We start from the raw sequence: 19,960 nt of genomic DNA, 5'->3' as shown, positions 1-19,960 counted from the left end.
CAATGACACGAGCGACAGCGGTGATGCTGGTGCGGATTCCAGCATCACCGCAGAGGGGGAAGGGAACGGCGTTCTGCCGCCATTCGGCAGTTTCGATCGCACCGACCCAGATTTCGACCTGTTCGACCCTTGCCTTGAAATTCCTCAGCAGAAACTCGAGGATGTGGGGCTAGGGAAAAGAACCGCACGGACACTTAGGTTTACGGACATGACTAGCTGCAGTTTCCGGGGGCAGAGCGTGTCCGGCAGTGAAGCCATGATTTCGTTGTCTTCGAGTTCGTCTTCGTACGACGAGGTTGAAGTTCCTCTAGGGCAATCGGAAATCTATCGTGGTCGTGAATTGCCCGTTATCGCATTTGAAAACGAGTTCGGTAGTGATCTCTATTGCACCGTCAATGTCAACACGGTCAGGGGGATGGTTAGCGTCAGTTTTGGGGACACCAAATTGCAAGAAGACAATTGGGAAAATTGTAGACAAGCAGAATTAGTGCTTAAGAAACTTATCGATTAGCTCTGAACTAGGGGGGACCAGTGCAAATTTCGATTGATGGCTTAATTACGACACAATATCGAATTGATGAACTATCTCGGCAAATGCAGCGGGCTGCGGAATCCGCGAAATCACCTATCGATGGAAGCTTCTCCAGCGTCAATGGGGTAGGTGATGTGGGGGCGATTCATCAGCGAGTAATTGCTACAGATCCTGGCTCAGCCAGTAACTCGCTTCGTAGCTTCAACGAACAAATTCAGTGGTTGGCTAAGACGCTTATGGCTGAAGCTCACGGCTTTGAGTCACAAGACGCAGCTAACAGTCGAGGTCTGGACATCGCTGACGCGGGCGGTTCTGTAGCGGGTGAGGCGATGCCGGTGATGAACCAGCCTGATCCAGGCTACAGTCCTTTCGGCTTCGTGATGCCGGTGGTCAACGTCGGGCCTGACTTGTTGGGGCTGGCGATGGACTTGTTGAATACCAAGATCTGGAGTGTTTCGGAGACGAACTCGCGGTGGCGGACGTTGTCTACTGAAGTTGCGGCGATTGTGGACGGATTGAATGAGGCGGCTTCTTCGCTGGAATCCGAAAATGATAGTGAAGCAACCGCGCGGGCAGCACACAAGATCCGAACTGTGGCGGATTCGGGTAATCACTTCATCGCTAATGCTGAGGTGATGAGCCAGAAGCTTTTCGGCTTCCAAGCCAATCTGATGGCTTCCCAGCCGAAGGCGATGGCCTTGGCGATGTCGGCTATGGCGATTCCTGATCCAGCAGCACGAAAAGCAGCCGAACAGGCAGGCCTGGCATTTATGCAAAGCGCACTCCAAACCCAAGTGGTCGCCGCGATGCCGTTCCAGCATCCACTGATGACCACGATGCCACCTTCAGGCGGTGGTGACGTGAGCACCGACTTCGGCGGAGTAAGCGGAAGCGGGCAGCGTTATAGCACTGCCAACGTAGCGTGGCCGAAGCATATCGCTGAAGCGATCTCGCGTGGAGAGCTTGGGCCGGGTTCTTTTGGAATCGTAAATGGCAAGGTAGAAGGACTGGAAGGCTTGGGCATGAGCGATGCCGCCATCCAGCAATTCAATAATGACTTGGTCACCAATGGTCGGAATACACTTGCGGAACTAGGCGCGGGAGGCTTCAACCCGATCGCTGCCGGTGATGTCGGAACTAGGGGAGCAAGTGTCAATTTTGCTCCTGTTGCGCCAGGAGGTGCGGGCGCCGGTATGGGCATGGGCCCTGGTGTAGGAGCGGGTGCTCTTGGCGGGGCGCCATCGCTGGCTTCCGGGAGCGGTGCGAACTTGAGCCCAGCGACTATGACCGCAGGTGCGGGAGCTACCGGTGGTCTTGGCGCGGGTGCAGGAACTGGCCCAATGATGGGTGCCTTTGGAGGCGTACCGGCGCTAGCAGGTAGTGCGTCGGTAAACGGGCAAGGGCATAGCCGCGGGCAAGGGCTGGGCCTTGGTGAATCTAACGCAGGCGGCCGTGGAGCGGGACGTCTTGGCGCTGTTGGACCGGGCGGAGCTTTTAGCGCCGGTGGAGTTGGCGGCGCTGGGCTGGCAGGCTCGGCAGGGTCAACCGCGTCGCCGAGTGCACGCACAGGCGCATTAGGCGTTGGTGGAGTAGGCGGTCCGGGTAATACTGCAGGTACCGCCGCAGCGGGCGTTAATTCGGCCCGGGGTGCGGGTAATACACGCGGTGCGATGGGCGGCCGAATGATGCCGTTGATGGCAGGAACCGGCCAGGGCGCCGGGCAAGATCGGCGCATCAAATCGGTGACCAGCAAGGTCGAACGCGATCCCAACCGTCGTGATCTCCTAGGCGAGCCGCCGGCAGCATTGCCGGGTGTCATTGGGGCCTGGGCCCGCGAAGAAAGCTAAGGCGAAGAAGACAGAAAAGTAAAGCGCCCAGGCATTCCGCCTGAGCGCTTTACTGCTAACTAGCTTTTATTTTCCCCGTTGCCTTGTGCAGCAGCGAGAAAGCCGCGACGTTTACTGAGCCGGAACTACCTGGGTCTCAACAACTACGTTCGGATCGCCAGCGGCAGGAGCCTCGGAGCCGGCGGCCTCAGCCTCAGGAGCCTGGGTAGCGGAAGCCTCGGACTGGGAGCTGGACTCAGCTGGCTTTGGAGCCTTGCCGGTGTAGGTGGAGGCGTTATCGATCTTCTCGCTGGTGGAATCCTGCTGGTTCGGTGGGTGGCAAGCTGCCAGGGACAGGCCTGCAGCGAAAACCAAACCAGCAGTTGCGAAGCGGGAGAACTTCTTCATGGGTGCTCTTTCTCCAGAATGAATTGAAATAAAAGAAAAGAAAATTAGGACTCGCGCGGAGTTGCGGCCTTAGCTGAATCATACGGCGCTGCGGATTCCACCGTGACCGAAATGGTCTTGCCATTTGGTGCGGTGTACTCGCGGGTCTCACCCTCCTGAGCGCCAATCAGTGCAGCGCCCAGCGGGGACTGCTCAGAGTAGGTCTCCAGGTCCTTGTTATCGGAAGCGGCAGCGCGGGTACCGATAAGGAAGGTTTCCTTATCTTCCTTATCGCCGTTGTAGTAAACGTGAACAACGGAGCCGACGGTTGCAACGCCCTCCTGAACGGCAGTGCGCTCAGTGGTGGAGTTAGCCAGGACCTCAGAGATTTGCTTGATGCGGGCCTCTTCCTGGTCCTGCATCTCGCGGGCTGCGTCGTAGCCTGCGTTCTCCTTCAGGTCGCCCTCTTCGCGGCGCTCGTTAATCTCGGCAGCAACGACCGGGCGGTGGTCGATGAGAGCCTGCAGCTCAGCTTCAAGCTTGGCCTTGGTCTCCGGGGTGATGTATTGCTTCTGCTGCTCAGCCATAGTGCAACCTTCCGTAAAGCGGGGGTGAAGAAATGAAAATTATATGGATAAGGTCAGCTCCAAAACTGCGATTTGCAGCCGCGACCTGTCCTAAGCGCTACAAATCCTAGCACATGCGCTGCGTCTGCCACGGCGTCGACTAGCGCGTAAGGCTCCGCGCTTAAGGGGTGAATTCGCAGGCGATTTGCGGGGCGGGCGGCTATCGCCAAGCTACTGAGCAAGAAGAAGACGGTGCCCACCTTGAGCAATATAGATTGATAAATCTATTTAGTTGCTGGACTGCTCAACGTAGTCAGGGTGCTCCATATCCAAGTAGGAAGGAATATTTCCCGAGCAACCATAAACGCCACCGGCTACTGCGCGGTGGTTAGTGGGGACGTCGACAGCAATGCGCTGGGTTTTCGGGCCGCCGGCCGGGACCGCGAACTCGCGGCGTCCGACCTCTGCCTTGGAGTAATCGAAGGCCTGCACGATGCAGTATGCGTCTTCATCGATGTGGTTGCGGGTGACATCCGCCCACACACGGGTGGAATCGTCGGAAAGAACTTCGTGGGTGACGTAGGAGATGTCCGCGTTGACCTTCTCCTGCTTCTGGAAGTACTGCACGCCATAGATAATCGCGGCAATAAACATGGCGGCGAAGACCAAAACGATGGCTTTGTTTGTAATGCTCGAGGTATTATTCGCAGAGCTGTCTGCCGTGGGGCGGGCACCGTAGCGAGCACCTGAACGAGGGGTACCGGCGGAAGTCATGAATCTTAGTCTAACCAACAGTCAAGTTTTTCAAACTATCCACTAGGATGGACCTCTGTTCCGAAATTCAGCGCTAGAGGAGATGAACCCTACTATGAGCGACAAGCGCCTACTAGCCATTCACGCGCACCCAGATGACGAATCTTCCAAGGGTGCTGCAACCACTGCGAAATACGCGGCTGAAGGTGCCGAGGTTCTGGTGCTGACCTGTACCGGCGGCGAGCGCGGTGACGTCATCAACCCAGCGATGGATAAGCCGGGTGTGAAAGAAAACATGGGCGAGATTCGCCGCGAAGAGATGGCGAAGGCCGCCGCAGCCTTGGGCGTAGAGCACCGCTGGCTGGAGCATGTCGATTCCGGCCTGCCAGGCGGTGATCCATTCGATCCGGATTTAAAGAATCTGCTGCCGGAAGGTTGCTTCGCACTTATTCCAGACGATGAAGTAGCGCAAGAGTTCGTGAAAACCATTCGTGAGTTCCGTCCCCAGGTCATCGTCACTTATGACGAGATCGGCGGCTATCCGCATCCAGACCACCTGATGGTCCACCGAGCTTCCATCATCGCCTGGGAAAAGGCCGGAGTTCCTTCCTACCACCCAGAACTGGGCGAACCTTATACGCCGCAAAAGCTCTATTACTCACATGGCTTTGTCTACCAGCGCATGAAGCTCTTCCATGATCTTTTGGAAGAAGAGGGAAAGACCAGCCCCTATGGCCCGATGCTGGCACGCTGGGATACGGCCTTTGGGGACATCATGGCGCGCGTTACCACGCAGGTAGAGTGCGCAGACTACTTCCAAAATCGCGAGAATGCCCTGCGCGCGCATGCCACCCAGATTGATCCGGCAGGAGCATTCTTGGCGACGAGCGTCGATGTACAGCAGCGCCTATGGCCCACCGAGGAGTTCGAGCTCGCGCAGACCCGCGTTGCTACTGAGCTGCCGGAGTCGGATTTATTTGCAGGAATTGCCGAAGTAGGGGAGTCTTAGAAGCATGAGCGCATTTGATTCGCTGATTCTTGCAGCAGGTGACGTCCACGCACAAGTTAACTACCTAGCCCAGGGTGCCCAGGAAGGCCCGATGGGGCCTGAGTTTGGCAAGGCCTCGCCAATTGGCCTTCTCATCTTGGCGTTGATGGGTGCAGCCGTCTTGTTTGCGGGGTGGAATTTCCACCGTCGTTACTCGCGCTTTCGTCGTCGCACCATGTTCGCCCAAGACCACGGCATCGACCCTTTCGATGACCAGGCTGTCGACGCCGCGATGAAGGAAGCAGGCATCTTCGACCAGAGCAAGCGCTCCTTCTTGTAGGTCAATTGCGGCCTGTCCCTCGTCTTGGATTGTGTTTTAAGGACTAACCGTGAACTTCCTCAGCCAGTTGCTTTATCCCCTGTATGAGGCTCGCCTCACGCGCGCTATCAAGGGAACCCCGCAGCCCCGGCACGTCGCCATCATGGCGGACGGAAACCGCCGCTGGGGGCGGGAGGCTGGATTCACTGATATCAGCCACGGTCACCGCCAAGGTGCGAAGAAGATCAGCGAGATGATCTCATGGTGCAAAGACACCGATATTGAGGTCGTCACCATTTATCTTTTGTCCACGGAGAACTTGAAGCGCAGCACCCAAGAGGTGCAGCTTCTCTTCGACATCATCTCGGACGTTGTCACCCATCTTTCCAAGGGCGACTTGGGCTGCCAGATTCGCTTGGTGGGCCATCTGGATCTCCTACCGGCTAAGGTCACCGAGCGCATGCGCCTTGCAGCGCAGGCAACTGAGGGTAATAAGGGCGTCATCGTTAACATCGCCGTCGGCTATGGCGGGCGTCAGGAGATCGTCGACGCCGTGCAAAACCTTATCCGTGACGAGGCCGGGAAAGGCCATAGCGCGGAGGAAATCGCGGGCAATGTTACCGCCGAGGCCATCACGAGCCACCTGTATACCAAGGGCCTTCCGGACCCAGATCTTGTCATCCGTACCTCCGGTGAGCAGCGCCTTTCCGGCTTCTTGCTGTGGCAGGCGGCGTATTCCGAAATCTGGTTCACCGATACCTATTGGCCGGCTTTCCGCCGCGTGGATTTCCTGCGCGCGCTGCGGGATTACTCTCAGCGTTCGCGTCGCTTCGGCAAATAGGGCCTCATCTGCGCGCCAAGAAACCCCGTTTACTAGAGCTTGCGCATGCGTACCTTTTCCACCAAGTGGTGGGAACCCTTGCGCAAAACCAGGGAAGCGCGCGGCTTGGTGGGCAAAATGTTTTCCACCAAGTTGGGCAGGTTGATGGACTGCCAAATCTCGCGAGCCTGCGCGCGGGCCTCCGTATCGTTCATCTCTGCATAGGCAGCAAAGTGCGCGCCCGGCTCACGGAAAGCGGTATGCCGCAGTTGCAGGAAGCGCTCGATGTACCAATGCTCAATGTCATCGACGCGCGCATCGACGTAGACCGAGAAGTCGAAAAGGTCAGAGACCATTAGGGTAGGCCCAGTCTGGAGGACGTTGAGGCCCTCTAGGATAAGGATGTCGGGCCTTTGCACCACCTGATGTTCGTCAGGCAGGATGTCGTAGGAAATATGCGAATAGACCGGCGCTTTGACTTCCGCTTTGCCTGACTTCACGTCGGTGACAAAACGCATGAGCTTGCGTCGGTCGTAGGATTCCGGAAAACCTTTGCGCTGCATCAATCCGCGCTCATGGAGCACCTTTGCCGGATACAAGAATCCGTCAGTGGTCACTAGATCTACTTTTGGGTGGGTCTCCCAGCGCTGCAGAAGCAGCTGTAGAACGCGGGCAGTGGTGGACTTACCCACCGCAACGGAGCCTGCGACACCGATGACGAAGGGCACGTGGTTTGCGCTGTTTCCCAGGAATTCCTCCGTAGCAGCCGTGAGCTCCTGGCGGGCTGCTACCTGCAGATGGATAAGACGCGATAATGGCAAGTAAACGTCAGCGACCTCGTCTAGGTCGATGCGATCACCGATACCACGAAGCGCCTCGACTTCTGCAGCGGTGAGAACCTGGGGCATCGACAAGCGCCTTTGGCGCCAGGTTTCACGGTCGAAATCAAGGTATGGACTGGAATCGGTTGCACGCGCCATGGCCACATTGTCGCACCTTATTTCTTTCTGGGGAAAACCTTGGGGGATGAAATGGTACTTTCGTCCCCCGCGTGGGGGCGTGGCAGTTAATATGTAGGGCAGGTTTGAAACGACCAGTTAAGCAACCGAGAAGGGAATCAACGCTTCCATGACTGCCAATAATTCCGCAGACGTGCGCTATCAGGAGATGCGCGAGCTGGATCCGGACGTTTTTAACGCCATCAACGGCGAAATCGCCCGCCAGCGCGAGACTCTCGAGATGATCGCCTCTGAGAACTTTGTTCCGCGTGCCGTTCTGCAGGCACAGGGCTCCGTTCTGACCAACAAGTACGCAGAGGGCTACCCAGGCCGCCGTTACTACGGTGGCTGCGAGCACGTTGATGTCATCGAAGATCTGGCACGTGAGCGTGCCAAGAGCCTCTTCGGCGCTGACTTCGCCAACGTGCAGCCACACTCCGGCGCTCAGGCTAACGCTGCGGTACTGTCCAGCCTCGCCGAGCCGGGCGACAAAATTCTGGGCCTGTCCCTGGCGCACGGCGGCCACCTCACCCACGGCATGAAGCTGAACTTCTCCGGCAAGCTTTACGACGTCGCAGCTTACGAGGTCGACCCAGAGACCATGCGTATCGACATGGATAAGCTGCGTGAGCAGGCTATCAAGGAGCAGCCGAAGGTCATCATCGCCGGTTGGTCCGCGTACCCACGTACTCTCGATTTCGCTGCTTTCCGCTCCATCGCGGACGAGGTCGGCGCAAAGCTGTGGGTCGATATGGCTCACTTTGCAGGTCTGGTTGCTGCTGGTCTGCATCCTTCTCCGGTACCGCACGCTGACGTCGTTTCCACCACGGTTCACAAGACCCTGGGCGGCCCACGCTCCGGCCTCATCCTGGCGAAGCAGGACTACGCTAAGAAGCTCAACTCCAGCGTCTTCCCAGGTCAGCAGGGTGGCCCTCTGATGCACGTCATCGCTGCAAAGGCAATCGCTTTGAAGATCGCAGCTTCGGAGGAGTTCAAGAACCGTCAGGAGCGCACCCTTGAGGGCGCACGCATCCTTGCTGAGCGCCTGACCGCATCCGATGCCAAGGCAGCCGGCGTTGACGTGCTGACCGGCGGCACCGATGTTCACCTGGTTCTGGCAGACCTGCGCAACTCTGAGCTCGATGGCCAGCAGGCTGAGGATCTGCTGCACGAGGTTGGCATCACCGTCAACCGCAACGCTGTGCCGAACGATCCACGCCCACCAATGGTCACCTCCGGCCTGCGTATCGGAACCCCTGCGCTGGCCACCCGTGGCCTCGATGCAGCAGCCTTCGAAGAGGTCGCTGACATCATCGGTACCGCACTCGCACAGGGCAAGAACGCTGATGTTGAGTCTCTGCGCGGTCGCGTTTCCAAGATCGCTGAGCAGTACCCGCTCTACGACGGTCTTGAGGATTGGAAGATGGTCTAAGGCAGCCAAGCGCTACCCCGCGCATCTGCCGCCTATAAAATTCCGGTTATGAACCTGCTGATCGTAGATAACCACGATTCTTTTACCTTCAATCTCGTGGACTACGTTCGGCGGGTAACCGGGTGTGAGCCCACGGTTGTCCCGAATGACATCCCGTGGGCTCGCATTGATCTGGCGCTTTACGACGCCGCTATCATCTCGCCCGGGCCTGGTAGCCCGGCCAATCCAGCCGACTTGGGAATTAGTGCCAATGTGCTGCGTGAATTCACCGGCCCAATCCTCGGCGTGTGCCTTGGCATGCAAGCTATGGTGCACCTTGAAGGTGGGGAAGTGGGCCTAGCTTCCGCCCCGGCACACGGTATTGTTACCGAAGTAGACCACGATGGCTCTGGGCTCTTCGAAGGCCTTGCCAGCCCACATCGCGTGGTGCGTTACCACTCGCTGGTAGCCCACCGTGTTCCCGAATGCTTCGATGTGACCGCCACCTGCGCCGACACTTTTGGCACGACGCTCACAATGGCCATCGCACACCGCACAAAACCCCAGTGGGGCGTGCAATTCCACCCGGAGTCACTGCTTACTGATTCTGGCCCGCAGCTCATCGAGAATTTCCTCGGCCTTGCCAGACGCTATTATGCACGCCAGTATTTCTGCGTACGCACTGTGGATAAAGAAGTCTCACTTGAAGATGCAGCTCGTGCGCTGACCGGAAATGCCTTTTGGCTCGACTTTGGCCGCTTTAGCATTCTTGGCGATGACTCTGGTCACAGGGCCCGACATCTCAGCTATAACTGTCAGCCGGGCAAAGACTTCTTCGAAGTGGCTAAACGCGAGTATGAACGCCACGTTCTCCCCGCGCGCGTTGGAGCTCCGATTCCCGGTTGCGACTTCGCCCTAGGGTGGGTGGGCTACCTCGGCTATGAAGTCGGCGTCGAAAAGCAGCGCTTCGCCCAGTCCCAAAGACATAGGTCACCGGGGCCAGACGCAGAGTTTATTTTCTGCGACCGGGCGATAGTGGTGGACCATGAACAGCGCAGAACTCACCTCTTAAGCTTCGCCGACGACAGCAAGTGGCAGCTTAAGCTCGCCACGGATTCGGTACCGCAAGCTCCCTGGCAAAGCCCTGGCCGGCTGGTCCACGGCGAACAAGAATATCTAGAACGTATCGCTGCCGCTCAGGACTATATGGTGCGCGGCGAGTCCTATGAGGTGTGTCTGACCAATCGCATTGAGTTGGAACCTGTGCCAAATCCCTTGGAGACCTTCCTCCAACTGCGCGCGGCTAATCCGAGCAAGCGCACCGGCTTCCTGGGGTTTGCCGGCAACGCGCTGCTATCGACGTCGCCGGAGCAATTCTTAAGTATTGACGCATGGCGAAACGTTTCCTCGACGCCAATTAAAGGAACGAGCCCGCGCGATACGGACCCAGAAATAGATGCGGCGAATGCGCGTAGTCTCCGGGGCGAAAAGACCACGTCGGAACTGCTCATGGTGGTGGACATGGTCCGTCACGACGTAGCTCGCGCCTGCGACGATGTGCGGGTGCCCCATGGTTTTCAGGTGCACTCTTATTCTACGGTGCATCAACTCATGTGTGAGGTAACCGGGCGCCTGAAGCAGCAGTCTAGCCCCATAGATGCGATTGAGGCCGCGTTTCCCGGCGGTTCCATGACCGGTGCGCCGAAAGAACGCACGATGCAGATAATTGACGAGCTTGAGGACACCTGGCGCGGCGTCTACTCTGGCGCCTTTGGCTACCTTTCGCTGACCGGTACGGCGGATTTTTCCATGGTGATTCGCTCAGTGGTCAGCAACGAACGCGGCGCTTATTACGGTGTGGGCGGGGCAGTGCTGGCTGTAAGCGAGCCTTCCGCGGAGTGGGAAGAAACCATGGTCAAAGCGCGCCCGCTGTTTAATCAATTGGGCATGACTCCAAGCGATCTTCACGCGCGGAAGGAACCACATGCTGAAAGCTCGGAGACCTTAGATGAATCACGTTGATTGCCGCCTGGTGGATTCTTTTCTGGTCCGCGAAGGGCGCGCTATCCGCCCCGACCTCCACCGCAAACGCTTCGGCGATGGTTATCCAGTACTCGGCGAAATCCCGCAGGAGGGGCAATGGTTTCCGCGAATTACAGAAAATGCTGTGGAATGGCGTCTAGCCCCAGCCCTGCGCACCCACTCGACGTTGTGGGTTCCAGAGACTGTGGATCCGCGGGAGCATCCATTGCTTAAAGGCCCGGATTTGCCTAAGCTCGCGGAGCTAAGACAAAAGGCCCGCGACCATGGTGCGGATGATGCGGTTTTGCATTCGGCCCGTGGGGTTGTCCATGAGGCCGCAAATGCGGCAATCGTGTTCAAAGATGAGAAGGGTCTCGTGATGGGCCCACATGGTTCTGTTCTGCTCTCGACCACCGTGCGCGCCACCGTCGAGGCGGGGCTTATTGATCAACCGCGCCGAGTGGAACTTTCAGTGGAGGAAGCTCTTCAGCTGCCAGCCTGGTGTGCCAGTGCACTGCATGGTTGGACGCCGGTAACGAAGTGGCTCATCGGCGGTGAAACGCTTGCCGGAGCAGAGCACCCAGCATTGGGCAAACAATGTCAAAGCGCTGCGGAGCTCAACGAACAGTTGTGGCAGTCCGCCGTGCCACTGGCAGAAGACTATTCCTAGATTTTCTCAGCCCTTGGTTCTGAGGTGGCGCTAGGGCCTTAAGATTTAAGACTCGTTAGCAGGAGAGTCTTCATAGGCAGGCTGCCCATTGCCGTCACGGTTTTCGGCATGTGCCTTGCGCGCAGCAGCCAGCCACTCCGGCATTTCTACCAAGAGTTCCTTGATCTCTGGAGTGGTCATCGGGCGGTCAAGTTCGTTCTTCTTTAGAGAAGTAACGGAGATACCGAGCTTCTGTGCCACGACGGGGCGTGGGTGTGGGCCGTTCAGGCGCAGGTCGACCAACCACTGTGGTGGGTTGTCTTGCAGCTCGCGTAGCTCTGCATGGCTGACAGCGGAGTTCTGGAATTCCTCCGGGGTAGCGGGCAAGTAGATGCCGAGCTTCTTCGCTGCGGTTTGCGCACGCATCGCGGTGCCAGAAGGCTGTTTATTCATCTCATTCACTCTCCCTACGGTAGCAGCACGGCGGGGGAGGTGTCACTGCCCATAAAGTGCAGGAACTAGTACTGAGCAAGCAAGACAGTACTATTGGCTGCATGCTGCGACTAGTCTTTGCCACGGGCACCGAACCAGGAAAATGGTTTGAACGATACCGCTCCAACCCGGATTATGGGGAGCTAGTCACTTTAGACGCTGATGATACTCTTGCAACTTTGCTCGAAGGCGAAGCCGACCTTGCCTTGACCCGAATCCCCGCAGAGGGCGCGGATCCGCGCATCGATGATTCCTTCCATCTAGTGCGTCTATATGAAGAAGCCCCGGGAATTGCCGTTCCCAAGGATTCTGTTTATGCAGAGGTAGGCGAAGAGATTGAGCCCTCCGATGTTTCTGAGGAGCATCTGAACTACCGCATTGGCGATGACGCCCAGGTCGACGTCGAAGCAGTGCGTACAGGTCTTCAGGTGGTGGGCGCCAACGTGGGTATTGTCATTGCCCCGCGCCCATTGCTGAAGGTGCTCAGCAAAAAGCAAGTAGTGCCTTTGGCGTTCAATGATCCGACAGTGGCGCGCACTGCCATTGCTTTGGTCTGGCGAAAGGACCGCGATGGCGAGGACATCCAAGCATTTGTCGGGGTAGCTAAAGGACGAACCAAAAACTCCTCCCGCGGTACTGCGGTGAAGCTTAGCGCCCGCGAGAAATCTAAGGCTAAGCAAGCGCGCCGGGAAGCCGCGGCCAAGGGCCAAGGTGGCCAAGGAAAAGGTCAGCAAAGTGGCCAGAAAACGACAAGTTCTAGGTCACGGTCCGGTAACAAGCGGGCTGTTCAAGGCCGAAAAACCAATCCGTTACCAAAAAGTAAGAAATCCTCTCAGCGGCGAAAACGACGCAAATAAGGATATTTTCCGCCTAAATTGTTGAAAACTGGGTGGCTGCTGTGAGTGATCCGTGTATAGCGTTGATTGAGTTGCCGCAAGGCAGAAGCAGCAGAAGCAATTGACATTTTTAGAAAAGGATTACTAATCATGAACAAGATTTCCCGTCGTTTCGCCGCTGGCCTGACCGCAGCTTCCCTGTCCCTGGCAGTTGTTGCTTGCTCCGACGCTGAGGATGCAGCAAACAACGCTGGCGATGCCGCAAAGGACGCAGCAAGCCAGGCAACCGACAAGGCCGGTGACGCTGCTAAGGACGCCAAGGATAAGGCCGGCGAGGCTACCGACAAAGCTGGCGACGCTGCCAACGATGCCAAGGACAAGGCCGGCGATACTTCCGCTGATGCTTCCGACAAGATGAGCTCCGATGATTCCAAGGAAGGCGCAGCTTCCGGTGAGATGAAGAAGATCAACACCCCGGCTGGCGAGGTTGAGGTTCCGGCCGCTCTGGCTTCCGCAATCGATGAGAAGTCCGCTGAGTGGGGCGACGTTCAGGATGTAGAAAACTCCGAGAATGGTTCCCTGGCTACCTTCGCTGAGGACAAGCTGATTGCCTTCAACGAGGAGTCCGGCGCACAACCAATCATCGGCAAGATCGCTGAGACCTGGAAGGGCGAGGGCGGCCTGGCAAACAAGGTTGGCCTGCCTACCGCTCCAGAGCAGGCTGAAGGTAACGGCTGGGTTCAGGAGTTCACCAACGGCACCATCAAGTGGATGAAGGGTGAGTCCGGTAAGTACGAGGCTACCGTTGAGTAAATCTCGCTAATTTAATAAAGCCGGCTAGGTTTCTACCTAGCCGGCTTTTGTGATCACTGGTGGTCCTCATGGTTGCAGTACCAATTCACGAGCTTTTGGCTGGCATGAACCTTGCGTTTTCGCAATGTTCATCTTTCACCCATGTAATTTCAACCTTTGGCGCTTAGCTTGGGAAGAGATCAAGCAACACGATCTAAAGGGAGAACCCCGCAATCATGTCCAATCCTTCTGTTCTGACCGAGCCTATGAGCCCCAGTGCAGTGGCCACTAAGACCTACGTTATTGATACCTCAGTCCTCCTTTCTGACCCATGGGCCCTGCGCAAGTTCGCAGAGCACGAGGTCATCCTTCCCATCGTCGTCATCTCCGAATTGGAAGGAAAACGTCATCACCCTGAGCTTGGCTGGTTCGCCCGCCAAGCTCTTCGCTTTTTGGAGGACCTGCGTGGTGCATACGACGGTCTAGCCCAAGCGGTTCCGGTCAACGTTGAGGGCGGAACCTTACGCGTTGAGCTAAATCATCAGGATCAGTCTTTGCTGCCATCCTCCTTCCGGGGTCCCGAAGGTGACCACCGCATTCTCGCTTGCGCACTCAACCTGGCGCACGAGGGCAAAGACACCGTGCTTGTGACTAAGGATGTCCCACTGCGTGTCAAGGCTGGGGCAGTTGGCTTGCAAGACGACGAGTACCACGCGCAGGACGTAGTTCTTACCGGCTATACCGGCATGGCTGTGGTTCATACTTCTGCTGAAGTCATCGATGCTCTCTACCGTGATGGGGAAGTCATGGTAGACGGCGTACTGACTGAAGATGGCACTGCTATCGAAGAGCTTCCAGTTCACTGCGGCATCAAGCTGGACGCGGCAGGGCAGTCCGCGCTTGGCCGCATGACGGCAGAGGGCACCATCCAGCTCGTACGCGGTGATCTCAATGCGTTTGGACTGCAGGGCCGCTCCGCGGAGCAGCGCGTGGCACTTGACCTTTTGTCAGATCCCTCCGTGGGCATCATGTCCCTGGGCGGCCGTGCCGGCACTGGTAAGTCTGCGCTGGCGCTGTGCGCGGGCCTTGAAGCAGTCCTGGAGCGCGGTGAGCACCGCCGCATCGTGGTTTTCCGCCCCATGTATGCAGTGGGCGGGCAGTCGCTGGGATACCTTCCAGGTAGCGAGTCCGAGAAGATGAATCCCTGGGCCCAGGCCGTCTTCGATACCCTCGAAGGCCTTGTCTCTGACAACGTCATGGAGGAAGTCCATGACCGCGGCCTCCTTGAGGTTCTGCCGCTGACCCACATCCGTGGTCGGAGCTTGCATGATTCCTTCGTCATCGTCGATGAAGCGCAGTCGCTTGAGCGCAACGTCTTGCTCACCGTCCTGTCTCGGTTGGGCAAGGGCTCGCGCGTGGTGTTGACACACGACGTCGCCCAGCGTGACAATCTGCGCGTGGGCCGCCATGACGGTGTGCAGGCTGTCATTGAAAAGCTCAAAGGGCATGAGCTGTTTGCACACGTGACCCTCCAGCGCTCAGAGCGTTCCGCAATCGCCGAGCTTGTCACGGACTTACTCGAAAGCGAGGCTTAAGGTTAAACCGTCTTCCTCGATCGCGGCTAGCTAACTTTTTCCGGTTTATATAGCCGTACAGGTTGTTGTCTTGTAATAATGAATCACATGGCAGAAAACAAACCCGCGAAGAACTTTAAGATTCGACCTTTTGTCACGGCCGACTATCCCCAGATGCGGACAATTTATGAAGAGGGCCTAAACACCGGTCACGCCACGTATGAAACGCGTTCTTTGACGCTGGAGCAGTTTACCCGTGCAAAGATCATGTCCTCGGTCTTCGTTGCGGTTGAGGAAGACGATGATTCCAAGGTATTGGGCTGGGTTTCTGCAGCGCAGATTTCCTCCCGCTCAGTCTTCCATGGTGTGGTGGAAGATTCCATCTACATCAGCGCGGAGGCTCAAGGCCGTGGCATCGCCGGTGCCCTGCTCGATAAGCTCATCGAAACCTGCAAGGACCTCCACAAATGGGCAATCCACGCGTGGATCTTCCCAGAAAACCAGGGTTCCGCAGGCCTGCATAAGTCTCGCGGCTTCGTCAAGGTCGGTACCTACTCCCACATGGCGAAGATGACCTACGGCGAGATGGCTGGTCAGTGGCGCGACACCGACGTCTACGAGCTACTGCTTCCGAAGCCCGATGAGCGGGAGCGAGGCAACAATAATTAGGACTTTTAGCTAGGCAATAGAGCTAGAAAAACTCGGCGGCGGGGAATGTACCGCGCATTATTGTCCTCATGACCTCGTCAATGTCGCGGCGTTGAGGTTGGCGCAATTGCTGAAGATATAAGAGAACTCCCGGTCTGAAATCGCTTCCTATTTCAGACCGGGAATTTTCTATGCTGACAATTGCCGCCGGTATCATTGATGATGGAACCCTGAGAGATAGAGCAAAAGGCGGATAAAAGCTGGAATTTCAATTCCTTCTTTCTCAGCGAGTGCGACCAGATAGTCGCGAGTGCGCCACACGTCGACCGAGTTAACATTTAGAGCCAAGACTTCCTTGAGCAAGCCCGGGGGGATAGACAAGGTTGTTCTCTATGGTGGCGTCGTCTAGCGCAATGCGGGACTGGAGCTCACAGCGCTCCTCGCTAGTAGCCTTCGATTCTTTGTCTGGTGAGTGATATTTAAGAGATCTCTTCCTTAAGGTGCTCTTCCGTGACGGGAAGAACCAAAAGAAGGGCAACGGTGGCCATAGGAACCATCAGCAGGATGACTGGGGTGAGGCCATCGTTGTAGGCGTTGAGGATGACGGACTGAATTGCATCCGGAAGGTGCGCAACCATGTTCGGGGTCAGGCGGGAAGAACCGCCCGTTGCGGAAGCGAACTGCTCAGCGTACTGCGCGCCCTCAGGGCCCATGGCCTTGATTGCAGCTGGCATGTTGGCTGCCATCTCATCCTTCATGTTGTGGATGAACAGGGATCCAACGAGGGAAGCGCCCACTGCGGAACCAATCTGGCGGAAGAAGTTGTTGGCAGCCGTTGCGGTACCGACCAGCGCGATAGGGAAGGAGTTTTGCACGATGAGAACCAGAACCTGCTGCACAAAACCCAGGCCCACGCCGAAGACGAAGAACTCAGCACCGAGCTGAACTAGGGTTGTATCCACGGTCAGCTTGGACATCCAGAACAAAGCACCGGCGGTGATGATAAGGCCGATGATTGGGTAAATCTTGTAATGGCCCGTGCGGGCGATGATGAAGCCAACAGCAGTCGAGGTGCCGATGAGGCCTACCATCATCGGAATCATCATGAGGCCCGCCTTGGTTGGGGTCAAGGTATGAACCATCTGCAGGTAGGTTGGCATGTAGCCAAGCACACCGAACATTGCCAGACCGAGGACAGTACCGGCTGCGGTGGTCAGAACCATGTTGCGGTTCTTAAAGAGGTGAACCGGAATCAGCGGCTCCTTGGCCTTTGCCTCGACGATCACGGTGATAATAGCGCCGACGACAACGGTGATGCCCAAGCCAATGATGATTGGGTCAGACCACTCGTACTGCGTGCCGCCCCAAGTAGTCATGAGGATGAGGGAAGCGGTGGTGATAGCGATGAAAGTAGCGCCAAGAGCGTCGAACTTACGCAGGTCAGTATCGCCAACGCGCAGGTGCAGCACGATGGTGCACACGGTAATGGCGAGCATACCAAGTGGAATATTAATCCACAGACCCCAGCGCCAGCCCGGGCCGTCGGTGAACCAGCCGCCGAGGACTGGGCCGAGAACGGAAGAAAGGCCGAAGACGCCGCCCATGATGCCCATGAACTTGCCGCGCTCACGAGCAGTGGTGACCTCCGCGATGATGGACTGGGAGGAAATCATCATGAAGCCAGCGCCGAAGCCCTGGACAGCGCGGCCCAAAATGAGCCAGTTCATGTCATTTGCGAAGCCACCGATGGCAGAGCCGACGACGAAGACTGCGATGCCGCCGATGTAGAGCCACTTGCGGCCCATCATGTCGCCCAGCTTGCCAGAGATTGGCATAGCGATGGTCATGGTGACCAAGAAAGCGGAGATAACCCAGCTCATGTGGTCGACGCCGCCGAGCTCGCCCACGATAGTAGGCAGGGCCGAAGAGAAAATCATTTGGCCCAAGGAGCTCATCAACATGGTGAGAACGAGGGCGGAGAAAACGAGAGCTACGTTGTTTTCTTTCTTTTCGTTTCCGCCAGCTTGCGCTGGCTGCGCCTCGCCGACGTTGTTCGTCGGCGACTTGGCGGTATCTACCATTTTAGTCCTTTCGTGAAAGTGATAACGAGTGCGAGTGCATCATTGAACTTTTGCTCAAATGGTTGTTCGCAGCTGATTTCGGGGGAAGCGGTGGCAATCCAAAGCGCTTCTCTAACGGTGGCTCCGATGAGTAATGCTTCTGTCTCTGGCGCAACTTCTGGCATGAGCTGGAGCTGCGGTTCTTGCTTGAGGCGAAGCGTAATGAGTTCTGCAATCTCGGTTGACTTTGCGCGTTTGCGGCTAAACGACGCCGCGGCAGCATCTGGGTCGCTTGCTATGCGGCGCCGCCTTGCTGCAATTGTTTTGTCGGCGTGGTGCCCGTCCAAATGGGAAATGACGAGTTCCACGGTCAAACGCAGGAGGTTTTCAGTTGGAGTGTCAAGGAAATATGCTCGTTGGTCTTGGGAAAATAGTGCGCTAGGGGCGCCTAAGACTGCGGAGTCTTTGGAATCGAAGTAGTTAAAGAATGTGCGCCTTGAAATCCCGGCTTTTTCGCAGATCTCCTCAATGGTGACTGCGGCGAAGCCTCGCTTGTCCACTAGGGAAGTGGCGGCGTCTTCGATACGCAGTCGCGTCTTGAGTCGCTTCTGCTCGCGTAGTGACATTTCTTCTTGCACGCTGTGCAACATTACACCCGGTGCAAGTTTGCACCAAGTGCAAACTTCGTGATTTTTGAGTCCCTGAGGTACCTTCAGTGCGCTTGGTCACAAATGCTTTTGGGGTAGCGAAAAGCCTCCCGCTGTCATGCACTCGGGTGGGTGCCCGAGCGGCAAGGCAGTGGGAGGCTGAAAAGTGCTGCTTGAAAGTACCGCTAGGTAGAAAGCTTAGAAGCTATCACGCTCGCGGTTGGTCATGGACAAGACGTTGAGGCGCTCATCCAGCTCTTCCTCGGTGAGGTTCTCGCCGTCGACGAAGCCCAGGTCAATGACGGCCTCGCGGACGGTGATCTTCTCGTGCAGTGCGTGCTTAGCAGCCTTTGCTGCATTCTCGTAGCCGATCTTGGAATTCAGCGGGGTAACGATGGAGGTAGAGGACTCAGCAAACTTCTTCATGCGCTCCTCGTTAGCCTCGATGCCGTCGACGCACTTCTCAGCGAAGATGCGGGAGACGTTAGCCAGCAGGCGAGCGGACTCAAGGACGTTGCGTGCCATGACCGGGATGAACACGTTCAGCTCGAAGTGGCCGTTGGCGCCGCCGAATGCAACGGCAGCGTCGTTGCCGATGACCTGTGCGGAAACCATGGTGGCTGCCTCGCACAGAACCGGGTTAACCTTGCCCGGCATGATGGAGGAACCTGGCTGCAGATCCTTCAGGTGGATTTCTGCCAGGCCGGTCAGTGGGCCGGAGCCCATCATGCGGATATCATTGGCAATCTTGTTCAGGGATACCGCAACGGTGCGCATTGCTCCGGAGAACTCAACGAGTCCGTCGCGCGCCGCCTGAGCCTCGAAGTGGTTCTCTGCTTCCTTGAGCTGCTCAACGCCGGTGAGCTTCTTGAGCTCTTCGGTGACCTTTGCACCGAAGTCAGCGGAGGTGTTCAGGCCGGTGCCGGTTGCGGTGCCGCCGATAGCCAGCTCGCCCAGGCGTGGCAGGGTGGCCTCGATGCGCTCGATACCGAGCTCGATCTGGCGTGCGTAGCCACCGAACTCTTGGCCCAGGGTGATCGGGGTTGCGTCCATCAGGTGGGTGCGGCCGGACTTAACGACGTCCGCGAATTCCTTGGCCTTGGCGCTCAGGGACTCGTGCAGCACCTTCAGGCCTGGGATGAGGTCGTTGACAGCTGCCTCGGTGGCCGCAACGTGGGTTGCGGTAGGGAAGGTGTCGTTGGAGGACTGACCCATGTTCACGTGGTCATTGGGGTGAATCTCTACGCCGTTGTTGTGGGCGATCGAGGCGATGACCTCGTTGGTGTTCATGTTGGAGGAGGTGCCAGAGCCGGTCTGGAAGACGTCGATTGGGAAAGCATCGTCGTGCTTGCCCTCAGCGATTTCCTTCGCTGCAGCGATGATTGCGTCAGCCTTGTCCGCATCGAGCGTGCCGGAATCCTTGTTGACCTGTGCGCAAGCTGCCTTCAGCAGGCCCAAAGCGCGAATCTGAGCGGCCTCAAGCCCGCGGCCGGAAATCGGGAAGTTTTCTACAGCACGCTGGGTCTGTGCGCGCCACAGAGCATCAACAGGAACCTTCACTTCACCCATGGTGTCGTGTTCAATGCGGTACTCAGTCATGAAATCCACCTCAAAATTATGTGTTGAATAAAGATGTTCAT

Annotated in this window: 20 protein-coding genes; 12 read left to right on the top strand and 8 right to left on the bottom strand. The window is 57.2% G+C overall.

Translation table 11 applies throughout. The annotated features are described in order from the left end of the window. Positions 1-511 (top strand): DUF3558 family protein (locus HMPREF2724_RS00610; protein ID WP_070586708.1); only part of this gene is annotated, 511 nt, incomplete at its 5' end. Positions 512-753: 242 nt separating this feature from the next. Further along, complete coding sequence (locus HMPREF2724_RS00605; protein WP_246818175.1) at positions 754-2,379, top strand: hypothetical protein; 1,626 nt, start codon at positions 754-756, stop codon at positions 2,377-2,379. A 111-nt stretch (positions 2,380-2,490) separates the two neighbouring features. Here HMPREF2724_RS00605 and HMPREF2724_RS00600 read toward each other — a convergent pair whose 3' ends face one another. The 3 genes from HMPREF2724_RS00600 to HMPREF2724_RS00590 form a co-directional block, all read right to left on the bottom strand. Then, the gene (locus tag HMPREF2724_RS00600; protein WP_070586704.1) at positions 2,491-2,766 is read right to left on the bottom strand and encodes a hypothetical protein; all 276 of its coding nucleotides are present in this window, start codon (positions 2,764-2,766) and stop codon (positions 2,491-2,493) included. A 44-nt stretch (positions 2,767-2,810) separates the two neighbouring features. Continuing rightward, entirely contained in the window at positions 2,811-3,332 is a 522-nt protein-coding gene (gene greA, locus HMPREF2724_RS00595; protein WP_061921580.1) for a transcription elongation factor GreA, read from the bottom strand. Between the two features lie 267 nt (positions 3,333-3,599). Further along, positions 3,600-4,085 carry a DUF4307 domain-containing protein gene (locus HMPREF2724_RS00590; RefSeq protein ID WP_062035526.1) on the bottom strand — a complete coding sequence of 162 codons (486 nt, stop codon included), beginning with the start codon at positions 4,083-4,085 and terminating at the stop codon, positions 3,600-3,602. Positions 4,086-4,179: 94 nt separating this feature from the next. Between HMPREF2724_RS00590 and mca the strand changes: the two genes are divergently transcribed. Genes mca through HMPREF2724_RS00575 form a run of 3 tightly spaced genes read left to right on the top strand, consistent with a single transcriptional unit; the run spans position 4,180 to position 6,212 of the window. Beyond that, entirely contained in the window at positions 4,180-5,073 is an 894-nt protein-coding gene (mca, locus tag HMPREF2724_RS00585) for a mycothiol conjugate amidase Mca (RefSeq protein ID WP_070586702.1), read from the top strand. 4 nt (positions 5,074-5,077) lie between these two features. After that, on the top strand, positions 5,078-5,392 hold the full coding sequence (locus HMPREF2724_RS00580) for a hypothetical protein (protein WP_061921590.1): 315 nt from the start codon (positions 5,078-5,080) through the stop codon (positions 5,390-5,392). A 49-nt stretch (positions 5,393-5,441) separates the two neighbouring features. Beyond that, entirely contained in the window at positions 5,442-6,212 is a 771-nt protein-coding gene (locus HMPREF2724_RS00575) for an isoprenyl transferase (protein ID WP_070586700.1), read from the top strand. A 32-nt stretch (positions 6,213-6,244) separates the two neighbouring features. On the opposite strand, the gene coaA is transcribed toward HMPREF2724_RS00575, so the two are convergent. Next, positions 6,245-7,171, bottom strand: a complete 927-nt coding sequence (coaA, locus tag HMPREF2724_RS00570) for a type I pantothenate kinase (protein WP_070518093.1) — start codon at positions 7,169-7,171, stop codon at positions 6,245-6,247. Between the two features lie 148 nt (positions 7,172-7,319). On the opposite strand from coaA, the gene glyA reads away from it, so the two are divergent. Genes glyA through HMPREF2724_RS00555 form a run of 3 tightly spaced genes read left to right on the top strand, consistent with a single transcriptional unit; the run spans position 7,320 to position 11,292 of the window. Continuing rightward, on the top strand, positions 7,320-8,621 hold the full coding sequence (glyA, locus tag HMPREF2724_RS00565; RefSeq protein ID WP_061921596.1) for a serine hydroxymethyltransferase: 1,302 nt from the start codon (positions 7,320-7,322) through the stop codon (positions 8,619-8,621). A gap of 48 nt (positions 8,622-8,669) precedes the next feature. Continuing rightward, positions 8,670-10,622, top strand: coding sequence for a chorismate-binding protein (locus HMPREF2724_RS00560; RefSeq protein ID WP_070586698.1), 1,953 nt, complete (start codon positions 8,670-8,672; stop codon positions 10,620-10,622). Further along, positions 10,609-11,292 (top strand): aminotransferase class IV, encoded by a 684-nt coding sequence (locus HMPREF2724_RS00555; protein WP_070456261.1) that lies wholly within the window; start codon positions 10,609-10,611, stop codon positions 11,290-11,292. The genes HMPREF2724_RS00560 and HMPREF2724_RS00555 overlap by 14 nt, the downstream gene beginning before the upstream one ends. Positions 11,293-11,337: 45 nt before the next feature. Here the strand turns inward: HMPREF2724_RS00555 and HMPREF2724_RS00550 are convergent, their stop codons facing one another. Then, a complete protein-coding gene (locus HMPREF2724_RS00550; RefSeq protein ID WP_210386662.1) occupies positions 11,338-11,724 on the bottom strand; it encodes a DUF5997 family protein in 387 nt (128 codons plus the stop codon). Between the two features lie 101 nt (positions 11,725-11,825). Between HMPREF2724_RS00550 and HMPREF2724_RS00545 the strand changes: the two genes are divergently transcribed. The 4 genes from HMPREF2724_RS00545 (at position 11,826) to HMPREF2724_RS00530 (ending at position 15,634) form a co-directional block, all read left to right on the top strand. Next, positions 11,826-12,620 carry a LysR family transcriptional regulator substrate-binding protein gene (locus tag HMPREF2724_RS00545; RefSeq protein ID WP_070586696.1) on the top strand — a complete coding sequence of 265 codons (795 nt, stop codon included), beginning with the start codon at positions 11,826-11,828 and terminating at the stop codon, positions 12,618-12,620. A gap of 129 nt (positions 12,621-12,749) precedes the next feature. After that, on the top strand, positions 12,750-13,412 hold the full coding sequence (locus tag HMPREF2724_RS00540; RefSeq protein WP_070496860.1) for an LGFP repeat-containing protein: 663 nt from the start codon (positions 12,750-12,752) through the stop codon (positions 13,410-13,412). 215 nt (positions 13,413-13,627) lie between these two features. Beyond that, entirely contained in the window at positions 13,628-14,986 is a 1,359-nt protein-coding gene (locus HMPREF2724_RS00535; protein ID WP_070586694.1) for a PhoH family protein, read from the top strand. 87 nt (positions 14,987-15,073) lie between these two features. Beyond that, complete coding sequence (locus tag HMPREF2724_RS00530; protein ID WP_201040681.1) at positions 15,074-15,634, top strand: GNAT family N-acetyltransferase; 561 nt, start codon at positions 15,074-15,076, stop codon at positions 15,632-15,634. 458 nt (positions 15,635-16,092) lie between these two features. Here the strand turns inward: HMPREF2724_RS00530 and HMPREF2724_RS00525 are convergent, their stop codons facing one another. From HMPREF2724_RS00525 to HMPREF2724_RS00515, 3 genes are all read right to left on the bottom strand, one after another. Then, positions 16,093-17,694: an MDR family MFS transporter gene (locus HMPREF2724_RS00525; protein WP_070456255.1), complete on the bottom strand. Its 1,602-nt coding sequence runs from the start codon at positions 17,692-17,694 to the stop codon at positions 16,093-16,095. Next, the gene (locus HMPREF2724_RS00520; protein WP_061921879.1) at positions 17,688-18,311 is read right to left on the bottom strand and encodes a TetR family transcriptional regulator; all 624 of its coding nucleotides are present in this window, start codon (positions 18,309-18,311) and stop codon (positions 17,688-17,690) included. The genes HMPREF2724_RS00525 and HMPREF2724_RS00520 overlap by 7 nt, the downstream gene beginning before the upstream one ends. Positions 18,312-18,518: 207 nt before the next feature. Beyond that, a complete protein-coding gene (locus tag HMPREF2724_RS00515; RefSeq protein ID WP_070456253.1) occupies positions 18,519-19,919 on the bottom strand; it encodes a class II fumarate hydratase in 1,401 nt (466 codons plus the stop codon). Positions 19,920-19,960 lie beyond the last annotated feature (41 nt).

Source organism: Corynebacterium sp. HMSC071F07 (genome assembly GCF_001810285.1).
Classification (GTDB): Bacteria; Actinomycetota; Actinomycetes; order Mycobacteriales; family Mycobacteriaceae; genus Corynebacterium; species Corynebacterium simulans.
This window is presented reverse-complemented; position numbering and strand designations above follow the sequence as displayed.

Coding starts and splice junctions, on each gene's coding strand:
- HMPREF2724_RS00600 (WP_070586704.1), bottom strand. CDS start 2,766: ATGAAGAAGTTCTCCCGCTTCGCAACTGCTGGTTTGGTTTTCGCTGCA.
- greA (WP_061921580.1), bottom strand. CDS start 3,332: ATGGCTGAGCAGCAGAAGCAATACATCACCCCGGAGACCAAGGCCAAG.
- HMPREF2724_RS00590 (WP_062035526.1), bottom strand. CDS start 4,085: ATGACTTCCGCCGGTACCCCTCGTTCAGGTGCTCGCTACGGTGCCCGC.
- mca (WP_070586702.1), top strand. CDS start 4,180: ATGAGCGACAAGCGCCTACTAGCCATTCACGCGCACCCAGATGACGAA.
- HMPREF2724_RS00580 (WP_061921590.1), top strand. CDS start 5,078: ATGAGCGCATTTGATTCGCTGATTCTTGCAGCAGGTGACGTCCACGCA.
- coaA (WP_070518093.1), bottom strand. CDS start 7,171: ATGGCGCGTGCAACCGATTCCAGTCCATACCTTGATTTCGACCGTGAA.
- glyA (WP_061921596.1), top strand. CDS start 7,320: ATGACTGCCAATAATTCCGCAGACGTGCGCTATCAGGAGATGCGCGAG.
- HMPREF2724_RS00560 (WP_070586698.1), top strand. CDS start 8,670: ATGAACCTGCTGATCGTAGATAACCACGATTCTTTTACCTTCAATCTC.
- HMPREF2724_RS00555 (WP_070456261.1), top strand. CDS start 10,609: ATGAATCACGTTGATTGCCGCCTGGTGGATTCTTTTCTGGTCCGCGAA.
- HMPREF2724_RS00550 (WP_210386662.1), bottom strand. CDS start 11,724: ATGAATAAACAGCCTTCTGGCACCGCGATGCGTGCGCAAACCGCAGCG.
- HMPREF2724_RS00545 (WP_070586696.1), top strand. CDS start 11,826: ATGCTGCGACTAGTCTTTGCCACGGGCACCGAACCAGGAAAATGGTTT.
- HMPREF2724_RS00540 (WP_070496860.1), top strand. CDS start 12,750: ATGAACAAGATTTCCCGTCGTTTCGCCGCTGGCCTGACCGCAGCTTCC.
- HMPREF2724_RS00535 (WP_070586694.1), top strand. CDS start 13,628: ATGTCCAATCCTTCTGTTCTGACCGAGCCTATGAGCCCCAGTGCAGTG.
- HMPREF2724_RS00530 (WP_201040681.1), top strand. CDS start 15,074: ATGGCAGAAAACAAACCCGCGAAGAACTTTAAGATTCGACCTTTTGTC.
- HMPREF2724_RS00525 (WP_070456255.1), bottom strand. CDS start 17,694: ATGGTAGATACCGCCAAGTCGCCGACGAACAACGTCGGCGAGGCGCAG.
- HMPREF2724_RS00515 (WP_070456253.1), bottom strand. CDS start 19,919: ATGACTGAGTACCGCATTGAACACGACACCATGGGTGAAGTGAAGGTT.